Genomic DNA, 23,318 nt, shown 5'->3' with positions numbered 1-23,318 from the left:
TCAAACACTAATTATTTCTTTTATTACTTGACATACATTATATCTATACTATATCCTCCACGTGTTTTATTGCACTAATGGAGTATGTATGCCGAACACGGATGTTATTGTTGCCTGTGCCTCTTGTGGGACACAGTATAATGTCTCCAGTATGGCGCCGGGCGCTAAATTTAAGTGCCAGAAATGCAGTACAATAAATATCGTGCCGGCCGGCGAAGAACCTATTAAGTATCAGTCACCGCCGCCTCCCAGACCTCAGGCCAGACCACAAGTAAAACTACCGGTTAAGGCTGGACCAAAACCGACACCCGCCCCTTCAAGAATCTCCGGTTCAAGAGTCCCCGCATCCAAGGCATCCGTGCCGCTCAAAAGAGGCAAAATACCAACCAGAAAGTCTGAGGAAAACGAAGAGGCTGAAATGGGCGCTATAAAAGGCGGTATTATGGCCAAGGAAAACCGGAAGTACATCTATATCGGCGGCGCGGTTCTGTTGGTAATTCTGGCAGTTGTCTATGTGATGCACAGCAACAGCGTGGCCGCGAGAGATAAGCAAACAGTCGAGGATGTAGCCAAGAAAAGCAAGGAAATAATTGAGCTCCTGGGCGCCAAGGATTATGCCACGGCGCTGGAAAAGATCGGGGCATTTATTAAAGAATTTAGGGAATGCGAGATACCTGAGGTAAAAAAGAACGTGGAGAATACCGAAAAGTCTATTAAAGGGATTGAACAGAAGATAGAACTGGAAAAAGAAGGCAAGGGAAAGTTAGCCAACCTGATGGAAAAAAAGAGCAATACCCCGCCGGATCAGTATGAAGACCTGATTAAGGAGCTCACCGGTTTCAGGAATAATTACGCCGAGTTCAGCCAACTCTTCAGTAAGGCGGATTCGGAATTGAAGGATATTGAAACTAAAGTTGCCGCCAAGCAGGAAGAGGAAGACACTAAGGCATACAATGATTTAATGGCCGAGATCAAACCCATGGTTAACGACGGTAAGATTGATGCGGCTATTACTTACCTCAAGAAATACTGGGACGATACCCCCAAAATCAGCAAGCGGCTCCAGGGCGCGCTCAAAAAGAAACTCTCCGAACTCAAGGCGATGAAATAATTCTCACAGTCTGATTTACACTTGACAGTCTTAAAGGCATTTGCTAAACTCAAATAATGGAGGTAACAAACCCATGAAATGCCTTAGATCGCCTAAAAACCGTTCATATATGTCCTGCCTCATCATCGCCTTTGCCACTCTATTTATACCCATGGTATTCCCGCAAGAAACGGACGACAACAAAAAGGCAACCCCGCCGCCCAGGTCGGTTAACAAAAAGAGAAATATTCAGACCGATGAAATGGTTACCCGGGGACTTGGCTGGCTGGCCCGGCATCAGACTCCGGACGGCGCCTGGAGCGCCAAATTATTCAGAAACCAATGCGAGGATTCCCAATGCACCGGCACCGGCGATGAGTATTATGACATCGGCCTCACTGGCCTGGCCTTACTGGCTTTTACCGGCGCCGGATATACGCCGGATGATAAAGAAATCCATAATGGCATCAGTTTCGGCGGCGTTACTCGCAAGGCCGCCGATAATCTTATTGATACTCAGCTCTCGGACGGCGCCTTCGGCGGCATCAAACCGGGCTATAAATTCATGTATAATCAGGCCATTGCTACCTATGCCCTGGCTGATATTTATTATCTAACCGAAGATAACATCTACAAGGAACCGCTGGAAAAAGCCGTCAAATGTATAATCGAGGCCCAGAACCCGGGCAAAGGCTGGCGCTATCAGCCCAAGGACGGTGAAAGTGACTCGTCAGTCACCGGCTGGGTATTTATGGCCCTGAAGACCGCGGAATCCGCTGGTATTGCCGTCCCACCCTCGGCTTTTAGCGGCATCAAATCTTTCTTTAACAAGATAACTGAACCCAAGTATGGCAAGGTCGGCTATACTTCACTCGGCAGTGTGGCCATATTTGGTTACGAAGACCCGAGGGAAATCGTTATCCAGCCCTCTCTTACGGCCATAGGCGTATTAGTTCGCCTGTTCTTAGAAAAAGGCGCTACCACTACCACGATAGAAAAAGGCGTCAAAATAGTTACGGCCTCTCAGCCCAAGTGGGCATCGAAAACGGGCACAATTGATTACTATTACTGGTTTTATGGTTCCTCCTGTTTATATAAGTATGATGGCCCCCAAGGCCCTTGCTGGGGTCAATGGAATAAAACAACCACGGAAGTGCTGGCAAAAAACCAGAAGACGAAAAAGAACACCTGCGCCTGCGGCAGCTGGGATGCGCTGGAGCGCCGAAGTCGGACGGGTCTATACTACGGCGATAAATCTCCTAACCCTTGAAACCAAAAACCGGCTCGGTAAAAAATGATATCAGCCCCTGGTCATAAGCCTAAACATCGTCAACGCGCTTAATATCCAAAGACATGCCGACAAGATACCCGGCGCAGATACCAACAACGGAACCAAACAACAATGTAATAAGATTACCCCAGAAAAAACCCATCATTGCCTTGAGTATAAAGGAGATAAAATAACCGAAGCCAAAAAGAAATGAACCTGTTGAAGACCCGCCGCCGGTAATATTCAGCACTAATCCCATAAAGGCGCCCACCACAAAATCAATAATAATAAGCGGACCATGAATAAGGCCCACTACGCCCAAGGCAACGCCTCCCAGAAGCGCGTCTTTCCACCGTCTCGCTTTCTGAATTATGGGTCGGTTGGTATACCGTTCTTGAGCTGACTGGTATTTCTGCTCAAATTCAGTTCTCACCTGGGCCGGCAGGCCGTTCCAGGCATGAATACTCTTAGCCAGCTCATCAGGCGATTGGATCACGTTGCCGCACCGGCCGCAGGTATTACCGGTCGGTAGGTTCGGATAGGCGCACTTCTTGCATAACAACAGCATGCTTATAGTATGTCATTATTTACATAATTTTACAAATCTAATCGCAAATTCAGCCTCCATCGTTGTCTAATATATTGGGAAAACTAATGGCTTTGATTTATGATAAAAATATCAGATTTTGCTTGTTTTTACTTAGAGAAAGGTTACATTATCATTAGATTCATAGATGCAGCAACTCTGATGTTCTCGAGTATTTGGCAATGCCGTGCAGTTTTTAGGGTGTCTCAAACATTCATATATATGGAGCGAAAGCAATATGATTGCCAAGCGGTACCTGATTAGAGGGTGGCGCCTGGGGCTGCTGGCCTTCCTGGCCTCTGCCCTGTCTTTAGGCTTTAATGGTAATGGCTGTAATCTTACCGACGAGACAGACAGTGGCAGCAGCAGCGTGCTAATCATCAAGGCAAATTCACATAACACCGTCAAGGATAACCACTCCACGCCCGGCCAAGAAATAGATGTCCCGGCCCAGGCCGTTGATAATGATACTGAAATTGACTTTATACCATTCCGCCATAGTGATGACCTGCCAGAGGCCCTACCCGACGGCTGTGAATTCCTGGGTGGCGCTAATCTCAAGCCCAAACATAATGACAAAGCGGATTTTAATAACGGCAAGGAAGCTGATTGCTACGTCATCCTGCCGGACAATGTCCGGGCCGAAGAACTCTCCAATACCGACATTAAACTGATGGAGTTTATTGATGGCCACTGGGTGATTGTCCTGCCGGATAAGAAAGGCAAGGTGCATGAGGATGGTCCCAAGGCCGGATATATCGGACCGGACGAGGAAAATCCGGCCAAACTCACCGGCATCAGGCCTTTCTGCTGGGTTAGGGTCAAAACAGACAAAACCGCACCCGGTACTCCCGACGGTCTCGTAGCCACCGCCACAAGTTCCTGTGAAATCAGATTAACCTGGAATACAGCTGCTGACAATGTCGCGGTGAACGGCTATCGGGTTTATCGTAATGATTGCGATGATTATCTGGAGGCAGTAGCTGATACGTCCTATACCGACACCGGATTGGCGCCCAGCACGGCTTATTGCTATTTTGTTAGGGCCTATGATGCGGCCGGGAATTTCTCAAATCCGAGTGTTACTGCCACGGCCACCACCCTGACTCTGCCAGATACAACCCCGCCAAGTGTGCCGATAGGGTTGGCTGCTACTGCCGTCAGTCCCAGCCAGATAAATCTCTCATGGAATGCTTCCACCGACAATGTCGGCGTTACCGGATATAAGCTCTACCGTAATGGCGCTCTCATCTCTACCATTTCATCTATTTACTCTTACAGCGACACCGGCCTAGCTGCCTCAACCGGTTATAGGTATACCGTGGCGGCCTATGATGCGGCTGGAAATGTTTCCGCATTCAGTAACATGGCCACCGCAACCACATTGGCTCCACCTGATATCACCGCGCCGACTACCCCGGTCAGCCTTACTGCCGTTGCGGTTTCCCCAAACCAGATAAATCTGGCCTGGAACCCCTCTAAGGATAATGTTGGCGTGGTCGGCTATAAGATATATCGGAACGCAACCTGTATTACATCTGTTGCTGCAGCTTCATATATTAATGTCAGATTAGCGCCATCTACCACCTATAGTTATACCGTCGCGGCCTATGATGCGGCTGGAAATATTTCCGCATTCAGTAACATTGCAGCCGCAACCACATTGGCTCCACCTGATATCACCGCGCCGACTGTCCCGGTCAGCCTTACTGCCGTTGCGGTCTCCCACAACCAGATAAACCTGGCTTGGAAATCCTCTACTGATAATGTCGGCGTGGCTGGCTACAAAGTCTACCGCAACGGCGCTTTACTCCTTCAGCTTAGCGCCACCTCCTATAGCAACACCGGCCTGGCCGCCTCAACCACCTATAGTTATAGCGTGGCGGCCTACGATGCCGCCGGCAATACCTCAGCTCAATGCAGTCCGGTTAGCGCAAACACCTGGCCGCCTCCGGACACTGCTCCGCCCAGCGTACCGGCCGGATTGGTTGCCGCACCCATATCCGTCTCCCATATTAATCTCTTCTGGAAGGTCTCGACTGATAATGTCGGCGTGGCCGGTTATAGGATTTACCGTAACGGAGCATTTATCGCTTCTGTCCTCTCTATAACCTATAGCGATGCCGGCCTGGCCGCCTCAACAACTTATAGTTATACCGTAGCGGCCTATGACGCGGCCGGAAATGTTTCCGCACATAGTAACCTGGCCAGCGCCATCACCTTGACCCCGCCTGATACCACTCCGCCTTCTGTCCCGACCGGCCTTAATGCCTTAGCCGTGTCAACCTCGCAGATAAATCTGACCTGGAGCGCCTCGACTGATAATCTCGCTATGGGCGGCTATAAGGTCTACCGCAACGGAACCTATATTATCTCTGTGGGCGCGGCTTCATATAGCGATGCCGGATTATTCCCATCCACCACCTATAGTTATGCCGTAGCGGCCTATGATGCGGCTGGAAATATTTCAGCACATAGTAACCTGGCCAGCGCCACCACCTTGACCCCGCCTGATACCTCAGCGCCCAGCATACCGACCGGGCTTATCGCAACAACCGTAAGTTCTAATCAGATAGATATTATTTGGAACGCCCCAACAGATAATGTTGCTGTGGTTGGCTATAAGGTTTATCGTAACGGCGCTCTATGCTCTACGCTCTATGCTACTAACTACTCAGACACCGGATTAACTTCTGCCACGACTTACAACTATACCGTGGCGGCCTATGATGCGACCGGGAATACCTCGGCATACAGCAATATGGCTGTAGCGACCACCTTACCGGCGCCCGGCGCCCAGGTCCCGTTCCAGATAGTTCTCAGTCCGACCGCCACCGGCTGGGAAATAGACGGCGTGGGAAAGCCCTGTCTCCTGAAAGAGAACGGAATCTACAAAATGTGGTATCGGGGAAACAATTACTGGTGGGCCGGTTCTTACTACCAGAACGACGGCTCCATCGGATATGCCGAAAGCGCGGACGGCACGAACTGGTCCAACCGCCAGCGCGTCCACGTCAACGGCACCGTGCTGAACGACTATCGCCTGGCCACCGACCCCTGGGTAATGAAGGAAAACGGGTCTTACCGGATGTGGCAAGCGGATTATTATACCTGGATCGGCGGCGACTGGTCTTACTATATTACCCATCTGACCAGCGCCGATGGCATTAACTGGGCCAATGAGAAAACCGTGCTGACCGGAAGCGGCAACCTTTCAAATTATGACGACTACTGCACCAGCCAGCCGTCACTGGTCAAAGAAGCAAACGGCGCCTACTCAATGTGGTATGGCGTCAACCAGCGCCCCCGGGTCGGAGTCGGCGGGCCGTCTAATATCACCCGGGCCTCAAGTATTGATGGCATCACCTGGACCAATAAACAACTCGCCTTGGCCCGCGTCCCGGGCACTTCGGAAGAGAATGTCTTGACCCCGGATGTCATCAAGGAATCGGACGGGACTTATACCATGTATTATACCGCTGCTTCCGGCCCGGACAGCGTCATCTACCGGGCGACCAGCGCGGACGGAATAAACTGGACCGGCCGGGAGCAGATACTAAACAAGACCCAGTTGAGAAGCGATATATTGGGGATAAGCAGTCCCCATTATTTCAAGGACACGGATGGAACCGAATATCTCTATTTTAGCTTGTCCCTGCCTGCAACGGAAAAAGCCGGCTACAAGGAATACATCGGCCGGGTCCAGCTTGGATATATAATAGCATCTGTGTCACCCGCTCCGGCCGCAAACCCGGGACCGATTGCCTGGTGGAAGTTTGATGAGACCTCAGGCGCAACGGCTATGGACAGTACGGGCAACGGTCATCACGGCACGGTCTCTGGCGCCACCTGGTCGAACGGATGCCTCTCTTTTGATGGACTGGATGATTATGTCCGTGTCCCGAATTCCCCTTTGCTAAATCCACAGGGGAGCTTTTCAGTAGACGCCTGGATTTTCCCGACGACTGATCGATATGGTCATATCCTGACAAAATGGGGTGATACCGGTGATTGGTCCGGCCAGCGCGCATATGCCTTAAGTACTTCTTCCGGCAGATTGGTATTCGGCATATCGGACGATGCCCATCAACAGGATAGCCAATTCCATGTATTTACCACGCAGAATGGTATTTTAGCCCTTAATAGCTGGAACCATATGACCGCGGTTTATGACAAGTCCACCGGCACCAGAAAGATTTATATCAATGGAACAAAGATTGATGAACGGACAGATGCCCCGGTTAACCTGACTGCGAGCATGGCTGACATTGCCATCGGTGGGCATCTGGCGTCTTCCACCATATTAAGGTCAACCTTCTTCCAAGGCCGTATTGATGAAGTCAAAATCTATAACTATGCCCGCAGCGCCGCCGAGATTCAGGCAGATTATAGTGCCAACCGCTAAATAGCGCGCACCCGCAATTACCTTGACATATCTTCATTGTTTTATAGAATAATATATATGGGTATAAAAAAGACAGTGTGCTTGTTTATATTCTCCCTCCTGATATTAGCTCCTATTGCTCCACCGTTATTAGGCCAGGATTCGGACCTGACCTTCCTTTCCACGCTCAAGGCCCGGTCCATGGGCATGGGCGGCGCCTATATGGGCGTGTCCTATAAAACAGAATCCATGCTCTGGAATCCGGCCGGCATCCAGATGCCGCCGCACCCTGACCAGCCGGGCCGGGTCCATACCAATCTCCTGGCCGCGCCGTTTGTCGCCACCGGTTTAGGCGGCATGATCCTCGGAGGCATGATAGAAGGAGACGGCGTGGATGAATTGGGCAATGAATACCCCACCCCGATGACGGACCAGGCTATGGAAGGTTTCGGGGTCGCCCTGCCCTTCTTTTTCAAGAGCGGCAGCCTGAGAAATGACGCCGGCACGCTGGTCTTTGCCGCTAATGTGGTGGAGGATGTCCTGCCCTACGAAACCCTGGACAAGAACAAGCGCGCCAGCCGGGATATGGATGTGTTCGATAACCTGGGATACCAACTCGGGATGAGGGCCAGGATAACACCCCAATTCTCAGTCGGCGCCACGGCCGGATTATACCATTTATATGAAAATGGCGGGCATACCTCGGCCGGCACGCTCACCATGGGAACGATGTATTCGCCAATGGAAAGACTCTCGCTGGGCTTAAGCTACTTTGATTTTACCCCGGGCGCCAAGGATGTCCTGCTGCCGATGGAACGCATCGTCGACCGGAGCACCAATCTCGGGCTGTCATTCCGGCCGGATGATGACACGGAAGTCGCTTTTGACGTGCGCAATCTCTTGAATGATGAAGCCGAGGCGTATGGCGAGCGGCACATCGGCGTGGAACGGAAATTGGTCCGATGGCTGACCCTGCGGGCCGGATACTACAAACAGAACAACACCGGCGCGGATGTCACCTCATTCGGATTCCAATACAAGAACGTAAATTATACCATAGTCAGGAACAACGAAACCGACATCAGATACCATTTTATCCAGATAACGGCCGCCTTGAAATTCTAGTTATACCCGCTCCCGCCGCGGCGAGAGTCCAGTTAGGAGCATACGCCGACTAATTCAGCCGCATCCCTAACCGGACTCCCGGAGTTTATCCCGCTCTTGGCAAGGGTCGCAGCGGATTTGGTGCAACACACCCCTACCCCTCCCCGAAATAATCGGGACTCCGTTGCGACTCCGCTTTTTAGAGGGGATTTAATCTGCGCCATCTTTGTAAGTACCCGGTGCGCATTTAGTCACTGGCGGACAAGATGAGTATGTAGCCAACTCAACCCTGTTACTCAAATATATAGATGTTCTTCCGGGGTATTCCAGGCCATGCTTAACCCCCACACCAATGTATTGGTGTGGGGGTTAGAGGATACTTATGGTCTATGCTCTTAGTAACAGGAGTATACGCATTCTAATCCACACGCATAAGCTCTTGTTAGAACGAGCCCCATTACTCTAATGCACTGCCCTATATTCTCCGAGATACGCCCCATATCTCTGAGTAATCCCTCGGGCATATATTGGGAAAGCACCTCTCTGCTCCCCATAATAATATAACCATACCTCTGTCCACTGACAAGTAGTTTCTAAAAGAAATAGCATATATTCCCTGTTACTATATCCTATGCGGAATTTCCATTTATGGTATGTATCTAAACCCTAGTGCTACTGCCTCCCGTAGGGACTCCCCCGGCTCTATGGCTCTACAGCCATATACCTCTGACCGCACAGGGTAATACCTCCGGCCTGACATCCTGATACCTCAGGCCTGGCGGACTATTAGAACCAGCCGGTTATCTTATTACCCCTAATCAGACAGGGTATCAGGGGCAGACGGATGAGGTATTATCCCCTAACCCAGACAGTAGTATCCCCAGCGGTAAGTCCTGACACCCTCTGAGCCATCGGGTATTAGCCCCTATGCCTAACCATAATACTCCCAACCGGTTATGGTAATACCCACACCGCTATACCCTATTATCCAAAGCGGCAGGGGGGTAGTACCCCCCACCCCCCCTCCCCCCTACCCTCTATCACCCCGAGACGCCACCAGTCATACCATATGGGGCAGGGTCTGGTAGGACATACGGTCGGGTCTATACGGCTGTAGAGACATTAGACGTAGTATATACCCCCATCCAGCATACCATATGCCTTTATCTTGCATATCCTGCTAACAAGAGAGACATACTCTGTGCCTTTATCTAACATACCCTATTATTTAGGAATACATACCCTGATGCTAAATCATACCGGGTCGGTATTAGTATTGGATGTACCCTCTTGAATTATAGAACTGGGATAGGTGGATTAGAGGTAATAGATAGGCAGACACTCTCTCGTATCCGGTAAGGCAAGTGGATATACTCTATAGTGCCATTTAGCGTAGGGATGAGAATTATCTATCTGCCCTATTCGGATTGGAGATATGGGAGATGAAAACAGGATATACTATCAGTAAAGACTATCTATATGCAGACTTATTAAAGGTATCTTTATCTCTAAATATTATGGTGACTGCTGATTAATGGTCATGGAAGTCGCAGTCGGCACCAAAGACGTATTTACATCAGTTACTGTATTGCTTGTTTCAGGAACTGATGTAGTAGTCATTGTGTATGCTGAGATTAAGACCGTTGCATTGGTATCTCGAGCTAATAGTGGAAGCGATCCGTCACTACTAATCTTTAAGACCCATATATCACCCCAACCACCACCTAATCCAAATGATAGTGTGCTACCAGTAGCAACATATCCACCATCTGAAGTCTGATCAAACGCGCCCCAACTTACCATAGCGTCATCATTTGTGCCTCCATACGCCTTTTGCCAGATAATCGCACCGTTGCTATCAGTTTTCACAAGCCAGATGTCATAATCCGGTCCACCGCCAAAACCAGTACCAAGTCCAAATGATCGTGAGCTTCCAGCCATAATATATCCGCCATCCGATGTCTGCCGAATTGAATCTAACATATCCTGATCCAAACCGCGATAATATCGTTGCCAGGCAATCGTTCCATCACTATTTAATTTTAACGCACAAAAATCATACATCCAGCCATCAGCCTCCATACCCAAGATATATCCGCCATCAGATGTTGGGACTATTGAACGTCCAAATGTAAGAGTACCACTGTATCGTCTTTGCCAGATAATTGACCCGCTACTATTCAATCTTAACACCCAAGCATCGCTGAAGTTTATACATCCAGAAACAATGTATCCCCCATCTAAAGTCTGCTCTATTGATTCGAATGTTTCCCTTTCATTGGTACCATAACTCCTTTGCCAGGCAATTGACCCATTGCTGTTAAGTTTCATAATCCAAGCGTCACTATTGCTAATAGGCATTTCACCCACTACAATATAACCGCCATCAGAAGTCTGTCTAATTGCACGAGGCCGCCTATCCTCGCTGGCTCCGTATGCTTTCTGCCAGGCAAGTGTTCCGTCACTGTTTAGTTTTGCGACCCACGAATCCATATAATAATTAGTACCAACTTTAACCTGGCCAGCAAGTATATAACCACCATCTGAAGCCTGCCTAATAAGATTATAATTTCCTCCAGGAGCGCCTGTATATATTTTTTGCCATTCGACAGTGGAATTGCCGCCTAATTTCATAGCAAACAGGTTGTTAGAGCTTGCATTATTTGCATATCCAGCCAATATATATCCGTTATCAGATGTCTGTTGTATCGTAACACCAGACTCCGCAAAAGTGGTGCCGTATGATTTAGCCCAACATGTTGCCGTGATTGGAAGGTCGTTGGAACTAGCGGGTATATTTTTGTCAAAGGTATTTCCGGTGCCCAATTGCCCAAAAGCATTATCGCCCCAGGCCCAGAGCGTATTATTACTATCAATGCCGGCAGTAAATCTCCATCCGGCTGAAGTCTTGGTCCAAGTTATTATTCCCGTACCGGTAATCAGTGTCGGGTCGGTTCTACTTACCAAATCGCCTAATCCCAACTGTCCTTCAGAATTATCGCCCCAGGAATAGAGTGTTCCGTCAGTCTTCAGGGCAACGGTGTGTTTGTAGCCGACCGAGATATCAGCCCAGCCGCTGGCGGTGATAAACGCCGGCTCAGTCCGGCTTATCAAATCACCGGTGCCCAGTTCACCTTCGTCATTATTACCCCAGGCATAGATATCTCCGCTGGTATTGATGGCCACGGTATGCTTGTATCCGCCGGCCACATCAATCCAGCCGGTAGTGGTAATCAACGTTGGTTCGGTCTGGGTTATCAGACTACCGGTGCCTAACTGGCCGCCGGAATTGTCACCCCAGGCATAGAGCGAACCATCTGCCATAATGGCCATGGAATGGTCATAACCGGCCGCGATGGAACTGACCGGGGTGGTGGTAACTATCTGAGGCGTGGTTCTATTGGTGTAATCGCCCAGTCCCAATTGGCCCTTGGCATTATCACCCCAGGCATAAAGCTCGCCGCTGCTATTGAGCGCCAGGGTATGCGACTGGCCGCCGGCGGTTATCCTGGTCCAATTACCATCAGAACCAATCTGGATAAATACTAATGTTCCGGTAATAGCGCCCAGACCCAACTGACCTTCTGAATTATCCCCGGCGCCCCAGAGTGTATGATTATTCTTCCGGGCAATGGTGAATCCGCTGCCGCAGGCCACCTCGGCCCAAAACGTTCCGGTGCCAACTTGTGTTGGAACAGTCCGGCTGACTGTGTCATTCAAACCCAATTGGCCGTCCGCATTATCACCCCAGGCCCAGAGCGAGCCGTCGTTCTTGATACCCATTGAGTGCGTCTCGCCGCCCACAATCATGGCCCAATTAGTATTTGTAGCCGTGGTAAATGTCCGATTAATTCCATAGGATGTGCCGACGCTGTTGTCAGCCACCATCCGGTAGTAATAAATGCTGTTATGCTCCAGTCCGGTAATCACCTGAGCCACATTAAGAATGGTTGTTCCACTGCCCAATGCCTGGACCGTGGTCGTGGCTCCATATGTCGTGCTGATACCCCATTCAAAATATGCCGTAGTCGCTAATTCATTGGGATTGACCGTGCCGTTTAAGGTGGCCATATTGATATCAACGCCGGTGGCCGGCTCGGTGGTAACGGTCGGAGAGGCCGGGACATTATTGACGGTAATAGTTATTGCCTCGTCGTCATACAGGCCGTAAGGGTCAGTTGTCCTGAATGTGACATTATAGGTATTTGCCTGGAGATAGGTCGGAGTCCAGGTAAATACCCCGCTGGTGGCATTAATAGTTGCCCCGGCCGGCATATTAAACGCGTTATAGCTCAGGACGTCATCGGTATCGATGTCGGTTCCCGAGATAGTGAATGATAACAACACGCCTTCATCCGTGGTTTTATCGCCCACCGGATTCAGGGTGCAGGCGCGGTTTACGTTATTGACGGTGATGGCAACTACTTCCTGGCCGGACAGGCCCGGGGTATCGGTGGCCCGGAAGGTGACGTTATAACTGTTGGCCTGGAGATAGGTCGGGGTCCAGGCAAATTCGCCGGTGGTGGCGGTGAATACCGAGCCGGACGGCAGATTGCTGGCCGAATAGGTGATGGCATCGCCATCCGGGTCGATGCCAGAGATAGTGAAGGCCAACAAGACGTTTTCATTCACGCTCTGGCTACCGATGTAATTCAGGGTCGGCGCCCGGTTGGTATTATTAACGGTAACGGTGATGGCCTCCTCATCATATAAACCGCCGGCATCAGTTGCCTTGAAGTTGATATCAGGATAGACGCCGGCCTGGTCATAGGCCGGGGTCCAGGAGAATGCGCCGCTGGAGGGATTAACAGCCGCGCCGCTGGGCAGTCCGGTAGCGGTATATGTCAGGGCATCGCCTCCGGCATCCGTGGCCGATACGGTGAAATTCAATGCCGAGCCCTCATTGGCGGTCTTGTTGCCGATAGACGCCAGGACCGGCGCCACATTGACATCGGTGACTGAAATGCTGATGGTTTCTTCGGCGTACAACCCGCCGGTATCATTGGCCCGGAATTTGACCGTGCTGTAGGTCCCGGCCTGGAGATAGGTCGGGGTCCAGGAGAATACGCCGGTGGCGGAAACCAGGGCCGAGCCAGCGGGCAGGCCGACACCTGTATAGGTCACCGCCCCGCCGTCCGGGTCTGAGCCGGATATGGTAAAGGTCAATAACTCGCCTTCATTGACGCTCTTATTCCCAACCGGATTCAGGGTAGGCGTCCGGTTGGTATTGTTTACCGTAATCGTAATCGGCTCGGTGGTATATAATCCGCCGGTATCGGTAACGGTAAACGCCACATTGGGATAGACACCGGATTGGTCATAGCTCGGGGTCCAGTCAAACGCGCCCGAGGTGGCGGTAAATACCGCCCCGCTGGGCAGATTTCCGGCCGTATAGGTAATCGCATCGGTGTCCGGGTCTGAGCCGGAAATGGTAAACGACAATAACGACGCCTCGCTGATTGTTTTATTTCCGATGGCGGCCAGCGTCGGAGTCCGATTGACATTATTGACCGTAATGGTAATCGGCTCGGTGGCATACAGCCCGCCCGGGTCGGTGGTCCGGAATGTGACATTATAACTGCCGGATTGGATGTAAGACGGCGTCCAGGAGAACGCGCCGCTGGACGGGTTAAGACTCGCCCCGGACGGCAGGCTGATGGCCGAGTAGGCCAGAGTTTCCACATCCGGGTCTGAGCCGGAAACAGTAAATGACAACACGGCTGCCTCGTTTACGCTCTTGTTGCCGATGGCGTTTAAGGTCGGCGCCCGGTTGACATTGGTTACCGCGATGCTGATTGCCTCTTCATTATATAAGCCGCCGGTATCGGTGACCCGGAACCGGACATTGGTATAATTGCCGGATTGGCTGTAAGACGGCGTCCAGGCGAATGTGGCGCTGGTACTGGTGAAGGCAGCGCCGCTGGGCAGGCCGGTGGCCGTATAAGTAATCGCGTCTCCATCAGGGTCTGAGCCGGCAATAGTGAAGGTCAATAACGCCGTTTCCGATATGGCCTTATTGCCGATACCGGATAAGGTTGGCGTGCGGTTGGTATTATTGACGGTAATGGTTATGGCTTTCTCATCGTATAGCCCGATCGGGTCGGTGGCCCTGAAGGTGACGCCGGTATAAACGCCGGACTGGGTATAGTCTGGTGTCCAGGTGAATGTGCCATTGGAGGAATTCAGGTTTGCACCAGAAGGCATCCCTACGGCGGTATAGGTCAGGACGTCATTGCCGGCATCGCTGCCGGAAACCGCAAATATCAGCAATGAGCCCTCGCTCACGGTTTTATTAGTGATAGCCGCCACCACCGGTGTGACATTGACATCCGTGACCGTGACAGTAATGGTTTCCTCGTCGCTCAGGCTCACGCCGTTAGTCACCCGGAATAAGACATTATAGTTTCCGGCCTGGGTGTAGGTGGGCGTCCAGGCGAATACCTTTGATACCGGATAAAAAGCCGACCCGGCGGGCAATCCGCTGGCCACAAAGGTCAGAGGCAGGCTGGCCGGGTCGCTGGCCGAGATGGCAAAGGTCAGTAGCGAGCCCTCGGCAGTGGTTCTATTGCCTATCGCGGCTAATACCGGCGCGCTGTTCGGCGTTCCGCTGCTCCCGGCCGTGGTCCCGGCCGCCCCGCCGCAGCCAACCAGCGCTATACCTGATAGCACGACTGCCAGCCAGAGCGGATTTAGTATGGGCCTTCTCTTAGCCATAAATATGTTTTTATGTAAAAGTAAGCTATTGGTATCTGATTATTCACTCTGCGGGCATCACAAGTTAGTTGATGGTAATATACCCAGGATACTCATGAAATCAAGTAAAATCTGATATTTTCTTGCGTATGGCTCAGCAAGATATCTGTCTAAGCATACCCAATGCCCCGGCCCTATTTCTTTTCTCCATAGCGTAGAAAAGGAGTAATAAGCAAATCTTCATATCTATTATCCTGCTTTTCGCCATTGTCGTCTTTAAGATTATACCACACGCTATAGAGTATCGGTTTTTTGTCTTTATCTAACCTGTAGATAAACGGCTTGTTACTGAACGGGTCTAATGGAACCTCCGGAATAATCCCCGGCGCCAGGGCCGAGAGCGTCTCAGGATACGCCCCGCGCCTGATTTTGTATATCTGCAAGGCGGTGAGGATATACAGCCCTTTTCGGATAGTTGGCGCTTGTAGATAAGCACTGTTACCAGTCATTAAACTATGGAGCATCATACGGCTAACCGGATTATCTAACTGTTTTACCGTATTCTCAAATTTATCCCCTTCATTCTTTGCACGTGGATACGGCAACGCTCCTATTCTTTTTATCTCTGCACCGAGAGTAATACAATCGCTCCATGCTCCAACAATATCAGTTCTGTTTATCCAGCCCTTGGCGAATAAAAGTTTTATCTTGTTCCATATACTATCTTTAGGGTGTAAACTGAATAAATCCTTACAGAAGATAAACCCACTATCTTTTGACCAATCTTTTAATCCAGATGTTACCAGTGCTATTTCTCCATCCCATGAATCATCCATCGTTGGATGGGAATCAATCAGGAACTTAAGATAGCCCATCAATTCAGTGAATTGTTCTTCGGTAAGTTTATCCGAGACAAGGAAACGCTGTATTTCCTCATGGCCCTTATCAGCAATGCCAATACTTATCATTGCGGGTATTAAAGAACCATAGTGTAAATAATCGTCGCCAAATTGAATAATGTCGCATAATTCCTTTATTGCCTCTGATATCTGGCCAGTATTACATAATTCACGGGACTGTAAAACCATAAGATTACCAATAATCATGGGCTTTATTAGATTTGGTATCTTACTTTTAAATCCGTCACGGAGATTTATCGGGGACTTATACGTTTCAGAACGTGTGCCCTTCCTGACAATCTCAATAAGATGTATATTACTCTCGTAGAATGCCTGCCCCACGGGACTAATAGGTTGAGATGGATTATAAATAGCAGCAGATACTTCCATCCATCCATTATCAGACGTATAATCTAATTTTGTCTCCGCCTCTTGGTAGAACTCCGCGGCATTGCCCTTGACAACCGGTCCAAATAATGGCTGGCGCTTATATTCCTTCTTCTCCCATTCGGTTATACGCTTTTCCAGGTCCGCCGAGAGTCCCTTCATCCGGCTGGTGGCCTGGAGATACTTGACATAGTGGTAGCCGATAAAGAGCAGGAATAACGCAACAAGGGACAGGATAAAGATGAGAACTATCTTCTTCCGTTTGGTCATAGCGTAATGATAGCTCTTTTATCCGGATTGTCAAGTGTTTTGTTCAGGCGTGCGTTCCTATTTCAATACCACGCTCACCACCTCACCCGGCTTGGTAAACTTAACCGGCTCTTTCTTGTCGTGGTAGTGGACAAAATATTCGCCCTTGGGGATATCGGTTATCTCAAACGAGCCATCGGCCTTGGTAGTTGTCTGCGGCAGGTGATAGGTCTTGCCCCGTCCTTCGCCTTTTGCCAGGATTATCTTTGCGCCCGGGACCGGCTGGCCATTGGCGTCCAGATACCTGCCCTTGAGGGTGCAGACATATTCAAGTTGGATAGGCTCTATGATAGCAGGTCTCTTATTCTGTTCAAACTTAATTTCCCATTTGACATAGCCTCTCTTGTCAACCCGAATAGTTAGAGGGAATTCATTTCCTAACAGGGTGTTAAATGAAAATACGCCATTAGTATCGGTTAACGTATCCAAACTGCTGGCGCCAAACGGACGACCATCCCATTCATAGACATTAACCTTTACACCGGCCAATGGGTTACCAGTCTGGGCATCTAGGACCGTTCCGTTGATTTTGCCTGTGCCAGGATTTAGGGAAATTTCTAATTTATCCTTCAATCCGCCGACAGGAATATCTACCGAAAAACCATCTTTCGGAACAATATAGCCATCAGCGTTTAGGCGCAATAACCATCTGCCGGGCCTGAATCCATCAATGATAAACTCGCCTGATGGTGAAGTAATAGTATCACTATTAATCTCCCACGGATTGCCGTACGTCTTATCAAAGGCCTTACCATCAGGCAGAGCGGTTATCCTGAACTCCCTGACCGGCTGAGAGGTATTGGCATCAATGATTCTGCCTTTGAGGGCAATCGCAGGGTCAACCTTGATTGTTACGCTGGCCTCGTCTTTCAATAGGTAATGAGGAGAAAACGGCGGCCAAGGAAGGATATGGCCGACGGCGTGTAACTGGTCCGGCGGCACCACCAGAATCCAGTATTCCCTGTCTTCCAATCCGTCAAAGGTTGCCTTGCCGATGAGGTTGGTATATTTGGCATCAGTAGGCCGGAAAGTGAATCCACTTGGCACTCTGGGTTCAAGATAAACCGCATAGCCGGGAACCAGCGAGTCATCAACCCGATTCTGGACCAGCACGGTCAGGGTTCCGCCTAACTGAAGGGTAAAATCAATTGCGGCCGGTTTATCGGATTTCTTAATATCAATTTCTTTCTCGCAGGGCGTAGAATATTCATCCCAAGCCGCCAAAGCATATTTACCGTCCGGCAGTCCCTTGATAATATATCTGCCCTGCTTATCGGTTTTGACCAGACGGATATATTCATCGTAAGAAATGTCTCTTTGATATAACCCGACATCCACATTGCGGGCAGGTGTGCCATCAGTGCCGGTGACAACGCCGGTTACGGATGCGCCGCTATCAAGAGCGATAATACCAATATCTATGGTATTATCCGGCCTTAGGCGGTTGGGTTCAATGTATTTCTCCACCTGCAAGTAATCAGGATGACGCACTATTACCAATCCGTTTACGGGCGATTCAAGTGTGATATTGAATTCACCATTCTTATCTGTATATTCCTGGATAGTAGAGAAGTAACTGGGAGTCGGGTATTGTTCGGCCAGCCGTTTCCATGGAATGACCTTAGGGGGACCATCACTACAGGTTTGGTATCCGCCGCCATTATAGGCATAGACCGGAACATCAGGCACCGGTTGGTTTTTTGGCCCGACCACCCGGCCGCACACGGTCCATTTGAACGAATCACTTGTATTATTAGAACAACCAATGAGGATTGCGGCAATTATTGTCAGGCAGACAGCGACAATATTTTTGGTAGGCATAGGCATATTACTAACAGTTTCAGGAATGATTGTCAACCCCGCACATAACAAATATTTCCAGTTTACCAGAAATAGAACTACCCTTTTATATAACTGCAGTCACGATAATTATACTAAATTTATGTGCGGGGTCAATACCTATCGTGCTTTTCCCTGGCCTTACCTTATGGATTTATTCCGGCTCTGCGGCGATGAGAGCCGCGCCCAGCGCGCCGGTGAACTGCGGATGCGCCGGGGTAACGACCTTTTTGCCGCAGGACCATTCCAGCGCCGAGGCCATCCCGGACACCAAGGCCACCCCGCCGGTAAATACCACCGGTTTATGGAAATCCCGGCCGGTTAATGCCATCACTCTGGTGGCCAGCGCCCGCTGGACCCCCTTAATGATATCGTTCCGGGATATCTTCCGGGCCAGGAGCCCGATAATCTCGGACTCGGCAAAGACCACACACATACTGCTGATATGGGCCGGTTTTCCAGATTTGCCGACACCCAACCGCCTGATGTCCCTTTCTAATAGCCGGGCCACCATCTCCAGAAACCGGCCGGTCCCGGCCGCGCACCGGTCATTCATGGCAAAATCTACCACCTGCCCTCTTTCCCCCAAGTTAATCAGTTTGCTGTCCTGGCCGCCGATTTCAATGATGGTCCGGGCGGTCGGCATCAGGTGCGTGACACCTCGGGCGTGGCAGGTAATCTCGGTGACATTCTTATCGGCAAACCTTATCAGATGGCTTCCGTAACCGGTAGCAATGACCTTTTTGATGCCCATACCGCGGCGCTTGGCGAAGGCAACGCCCTTCTTGAACAGGTCTCTGGCTACCTTGTCCTTATCAAGTTTAGAGTCAATAATATCCTTGTATATTATCTTCCGTTTGGGCGCATCAAGGAGTATGAGTTTGGTGGTGCGCGAGCCGATATCAATACCACAGGTAATCGTATTCATCTGGCAATTCCTTTCTGGCGTCTTGATTCAAGTATCTCAAAGAATGCCCGGATTCTGGTCTTTAATGCGGGCAGAATCGGGTCAATATACGACGGCACGGTGATATCCAGGACCGGGATATCCATCCGGGCCTGGACGGACTGGGCGATGATTTGGCTTTCCGAGGCGCAATGCGAGGCGCCCGGAATCCGGCAGATGAGCACGCCCTCAGCCCGGTATTTCCGCGCCTGCTCCAACACCCGATTAGCCCGGTATTTGGCCGAGCCAATCATCGGGTCGCTCAAGACCATATATGCCAACGCCTCCATGGGCGGGATATCCTCCGGGATATGTTCAAAGGCATGACTGAACAGGTATTCGGTGCCGGCCGCGCAGCCGCCTAATTCCTCAATGAGATTCAGCATCTTCAGGTCAGCCACCGGATTAACGATAGTCAGGCGATAGGGATTGCCCTTGAGTATGCCCTGCCCTGTTTTGACACGCTGTTCCACGGTCTTTAGGAAAGACCCCAGCACCTGAATGGATTCGTCCAGGTCAGAGCAGAAATGGATGGCGATGGCCTCGCAGATGAGCAATTCCAGAGCCGGGGCCGGCACCGGAACAGACCCATAAGACAGGTCGCGCAGCCGCCTGATGATTCCTCTCAACCGGTTTACCTTTTTGATACTGCGGCTAATCATCTTATCGGTAATCTTTGTATGGACAGCGTCTTCAATCCCCTTCCTGACTAATTTTAGCTGCCGGACTGTAAAGGATAAGAGAGACTCCGGGAACCGTTCCTGATTGGGTAGTCGGCCTCCCTCAATATTATGATACCAGAGCTGCAAATCCTTGCGATACGGCAGTTCCCACCAGAGGAACTTATGCCCCAGGCCGGCGATACGCTGCATTATGGCTGAGAAATCGTCACAGCAGCTGCCTACCGCGGCAATACACAGGTCGGGTATGGGAAAATGTTCTTGGTTGACAAAGGCCGCGAATGTGGCCCGGACCGGGCAGGCATCATCGCCGATGCCGTGTTCATCGGCTATCTTGAACAAACGGTCGCTCAGCTCCATCATACAGGGGGTCCACCAGGCGCCGTCCGGATAGAACCCGATGGCCTTATCGGTTGCGGCGATTAATACCGGAATCGTGCCCAGGTCCTTCATCACGCCGAATAGTTTGCGGCCAGCCCGGCGCCAGCGCTCCAAGCGCTCTTCCTCGCTTAACAGAAAACTCCAGAGCCGAAGCGATGCCAGGGAATTATCAAACCGCAGATGGGCCAGGCGCTTGTCTCCGGCGCGGAAGTGGGCGGATATTTTCGAGACGTATTTATGCTGTCTGATAAAGGACTGAGGGATGCTATTGTAGAGGACGTCCCATTTCCGCATTGAGACCAGGGCCGGCTTCGGGTCGCCCCTGCGGGACCCACTGGGTCTCGGTGAGACTCCCCGTTGGTCGCGATATATTTTCATAGGTAACATATTAGCCGAATACAGAGAAGAGAACACGAATCACACAAATTATACGAATCCCACGAATAAGTAATTTTATTCCCTTGTATTATTCGTGTCATTCGCTCTATTCGTCCTATTCGTGTTTAGTATTTATTTGCGTTTACTTCATTCGGTTAAATAATTATTTTCACGGTGATTTAATCATCTCAATAAACGCCGAGATTCTCTTGTTAAACTGGCCGGCCTGGGCCGGGCTGTAATTATTCTCAACCTGCACCATCGGATGTTTGACCATTTCCCGGAAGCGCCGGAACTCGTATTTCCAGAGGTCGCAGAACTTCAGGGTCTTGTAGATGATGCCGTCTATTTTATACTTGCTGTAACATTCGTTGATGTAGCGGTAGAACTGGCTGTTAGGCCGGCGCCAGATGCAGGGCGGACGCTGGAAGTAACCCGACGCCAAATTGTCAATCAGGTTGCCGTTTGTCGCAATACTGACGTCCAATGCCCGCTGGCCGGTGCAGGTAGTATCAATGGCGATATTAATTTCAGGATATTCCGACAGAATATTATCCAGAAAATTATCGCCATACGCGACTGGACTGCCGACCAACATCAAGTTGAGCCGTCTGGACAACGTTGCTTTTTCCGGCAGGTGTTGCTCCACCTTATCAAGATACTTCAGGAAATCATCTATTGGAGATACGAAGAATAGGTGCATCAACAGCCGGCGGGTGTGATAGTCCATGCGCCGGCCTAAATCCCGCATCCGGGCGCGCGCCTGGTTATACCTAATGATGATTTCCTTTAACGGCCGGACAGGTTTGCCGGATGGTATTAAGGTTGCCAATTCCTCGGACAGCCATTTGATTTCCCGCCTGTAGGCATTTTGGCAGGAGCGGTCTTGCCAGGTCTTGGGCACAAAGAGGAAATAGGTCGGGACATTGAAGGTCAGGTGCCACTTTTCGCCCTGGCGTTTCATCTGGTCGCAGGTGCTCGGGATAACCAGATAATCCACGGCGCTTTGCGGCAGGCGTTTTAGTCCCTGGGCGCCCAGGCAGTCCTTGCAGAATGAACAGCCCTCATTATGGATGAACCGCTCGCCTTCGTTCTCGGAATCCACATTGCCCAGACCGGCCAGCCGGACCGGCCAAAAGCCGTAGGCCTCAATCAGTTCCGGCGGCACATAGAGACAGGTATAACCCACGGTCTTATGTCGGCTCAATTTAGCCAAGACGCTGCGGTAATATCCATTAATAAGGGCTGTTACATCTTTCATATCTGCTGAGGTTATCCCCCTTTAGCAAAGGGGGATTAAGGGGGATTTAAATCTCCCCTAACCCCTCTTTTTCAAAGAGGGGAAAAACTATAGAGTGCAAATTTAGCATTAAACACTTCATGGTTTCAGAGCGATGAACCGGCCCCGGCCCATCTTTCCCTGGTGCGCCTGTTGGGCCATAAAGGACATCTCCTGGCCCATCCCCTGGAACATATTCATATCGTCTCCGATAATCTTGAGCGCATCGTAGGTCAATTGGTCGGTCAGCATCTTGATATAGAAATCGCAGTATTGGGCGAATTCAGAAGTCAGGTCCTCGGCTTCAATCACCTGCAAGCCATTCTGCGTCATCAGTTTCGCGTAACCCTTTAAACTCTCCATATAAGGGAACTTCATAAAGCGGTTGATTCTTTCCGCCTCGGCATCGCTCAGGCCGGCCGGGCCCTCAATCCAGTCGGTAAAGGCAATCTTGCCGCCGGGCTTGAGCACCCGCGCTGCCTCGGATATCAACTTGGCCTTGTCAGCCACGTAACACCAGGCATCCTCGCCCCAAACAAAGTCAAAGGTCTTGTCCGGATACGGCACCTGCGTAACATCGGCCAGTTTGAACTCTAATTTATCATCAAGCTTTTCCTGCTTAGCCCGTTCGATGGCCTTTTGATGGACGGTCTTGGTGGCGTCAACGCCGCACATCCGGCATCCGTAATTCTTCACCAGGAAGCGCATCCCGGCGCCCAGGCAGGAACACAGGTCCAGCCCGGTCATTTCCTTTCTGATACCGGCCTTGTCAGCCAGGATTTTGGACGACTTGAATCCGGCAACGTGAATCTGCTCGCCCATAATCAATTCCCAGAGCAGCCCTTCCGGGCCGTCGTATACCGCATTCACGTCCTGGAGGGCGATATTCAATCTTCTCATAATAACTCCTTTAAATAAATATGGATGTTTTAGGGTTAGGTATATTCCAAGGATTTAGCACAGCCGCCGGCTATGCGTGGGAAGATGTGCGCCCTCAGCCAAATTCCAGACAGTGCTTTAAGGGAACCAGCGATTCTGTTGGTAAGTAATTAAACATCTATGTAGCGGGAGTATATCATATATAAATGTGTTA

The 23,318-nt window shown here is 50.4% G+C and carries 12 protein-coding genes; 4 read left to right on the top strand and 8 right to left on the bottom strand.

The window, feature by feature from the left end:
- The first annotated feature begins 88 nt into the window (after nucleotides 1–88).
- Together HZA49_00360 and HZA49_00355 are read left to right on the top strand one after the other, a co-directional pair.
- Nucleotides 89–1,111: a hypothetical protein gene (locus tag HZA49_00360; GenBank protein ID MBI5777894.1), complete on the top strand. Its 1,023-nt coding sequence runs from the start codon at nucleotides 89–91 to the stop codon at nucleotides 1,109–1,111.
- A gap of 73 nt (nucleotides 1,112–1,184) precedes the next feature.
- Nucleotides 1,185–2,360 carry a terpene cyclase/mutase family protein gene (locus tag HZA49_00355; GenBank protein ID MBI5777893.1) on the top strand — a complete coding sequence of 392 codons (1,176 nt, stop codon included), beginning with the start codon at nucleotides 1,185–1,187 and terminating at the stop codon, nucleotides 2,358–2,360.
- A gap of 49 nt (nucleotides 2,361–2,409) precedes the next feature.
- Here the strand turns inward: HZA49_00355 and HZA49_00350 are convergent, their stop codons facing one another.
- Nucleotides 2,410–2,928, bottom strand: a complete 519-nt coding sequence (locus HZA49_00350) for a hypothetical protein (protein ID MBI5777892.1) — start codon at nucleotides 2,926–2,928, stop codon at nucleotides 2,410–2,412.
- 256 nt (nucleotides 2,929–3,184) lie between these two features.
- Here HZA49_00350 and HZA49_00345 point away from each other — a divergent pair, with 256 nt between their 5' ends.
- The gene (locus HZA49_00345) at nucleotides 3,185–7,351 is read left to right on the top strand and encodes an Ig-like domain repeat protein (protein ID MBI5777891.1); all 4,167 of its coding nucleotides are present in this window, start codon (nucleotides 3,185–3,187) and stop codon (nucleotides 7,349–7,351) included.
- A gap of 57 nt (nucleotides 7,352–7,408) precedes the next feature.
- Entirely contained in the window at nucleotides 7,409–8,455 is a 1,047-nt protein-coding gene (locus HZA49_00340; GenBank protein ID MBI5777890.1) for a hypothetical protein, read from the top strand.
- A 1,494-nt stretch (nucleotides 8,456–9,949) separates the two neighbouring features.
- Here the strand turns inward: HZA49_00340 and HZA49_00335 are convergent.
- The 7 genes from HZA49_00335 to HZA49_00305 all read right to left on the bottom strand — a co-directional run bounded on the left by HZA49_00335 (nucleotide 9,950) and on the right by HZA49_00305 (nucleotide 23,125).
- Nucleotides 9,950–15,148: a putative Ig domain-containing protein gene (locus HZA49_00335; GenBank protein MBI5777889.1), complete on the bottom strand. Its 5,199-nt coding sequence runs from the start codon at nucleotides 15,146–15,148 to the stop codon at nucleotides 9,950–9,952.
- A 173-nt stretch (nucleotides 15,149–15,321) separates the two neighbouring features.
- Nucleotides 15,322–16,683 (bottom strand): hypothetical protein, encoded by a 1,362-nt coding sequence (locus tag HZA49_00330; GenBank protein MBI5777888.1) that lies wholly within the window; start codon nucleotides 16,681–16,683, stop codon nucleotides 15,322–15,324.
- A gap of 57 nt (nucleotides 16,684–16,740) precedes the next feature.
- Nucleotides 16,741–18,543, bottom strand: a complete 1,803-nt coding sequence (locus HZA49_00325; protein MBI5777887.1) for a carboxypeptidase regulatory-like domain-containing protein — start codon at nucleotides 18,541–18,543, stop codon at nucleotides 16,741–16,743.
- Between the two features lie 172 nt (nucleotides 18,544–18,715).
- Nucleotides 18,716–19,489, bottom strand: coding sequence for a 2-hydroxyglutaryl-CoA dehydratase (locus tag HZA49_00320; protein ID MBI5777886.1), 774 nt, complete (start codon nucleotides 19,487–19,489; stop codon nucleotides 18,716–18,718).
- Complete coding sequence (locus HZA49_00315; protein ID MBI5777885.1) at nucleotides 19,486–20,862, bottom strand: 2-hydroxyacyl-CoA dehydratase; 1,377 nt, start codon at nucleotides 20,860–20,862, stop codon at nucleotides 19,486–19,488. Before HZA49_00315 ends, HZA49_00320 begins: the two co-directional genes overlap by 4 nt.
- Nucleotides 20,863–21,115: 253 nt before the next feature.
- The gene (locus tag HZA49_00310) at nucleotides 21,116–22,207 is read right to left on the bottom strand and encodes a 2-hydroxyacyl-CoA dehydratase (protein MBI5777884.1); all 1,092 of its coding nucleotides are present in this window, start codon (nucleotides 22,205–22,207) and stop codon (nucleotides 21,116–21,118) included.
- A gap of 117 nt (nucleotides 22,208–22,324) precedes the next feature.
- The gene (locus tag HZA49_00305) at nucleotides 22,325–23,125 is read right to left on the bottom strand and encodes a methyltransferase domain-containing protein (GenBank protein ID MBI5777883.1); all 801 of its coding nucleotides are present in this window, start codon (nucleotides 23,123–23,125) and stop codon (nucleotides 22,325–22,327) included.
- Nucleotides 23,126–23,318 lie beyond the last annotated feature (193 nt).

It is taken from the genome of Planctomycetota bacterium (genome assembly GCA_016235865.1).
Classification (GTDB): domain Bacteria; phylum Planctomycetota; class MHYJ01; order JACQXL01; family JACQXL01; genus JACRIK01.
Note: the sequence above shows the minus strand (reverse complement) of the source record. Positions and strands in the feature narration are given on the sequence as shown.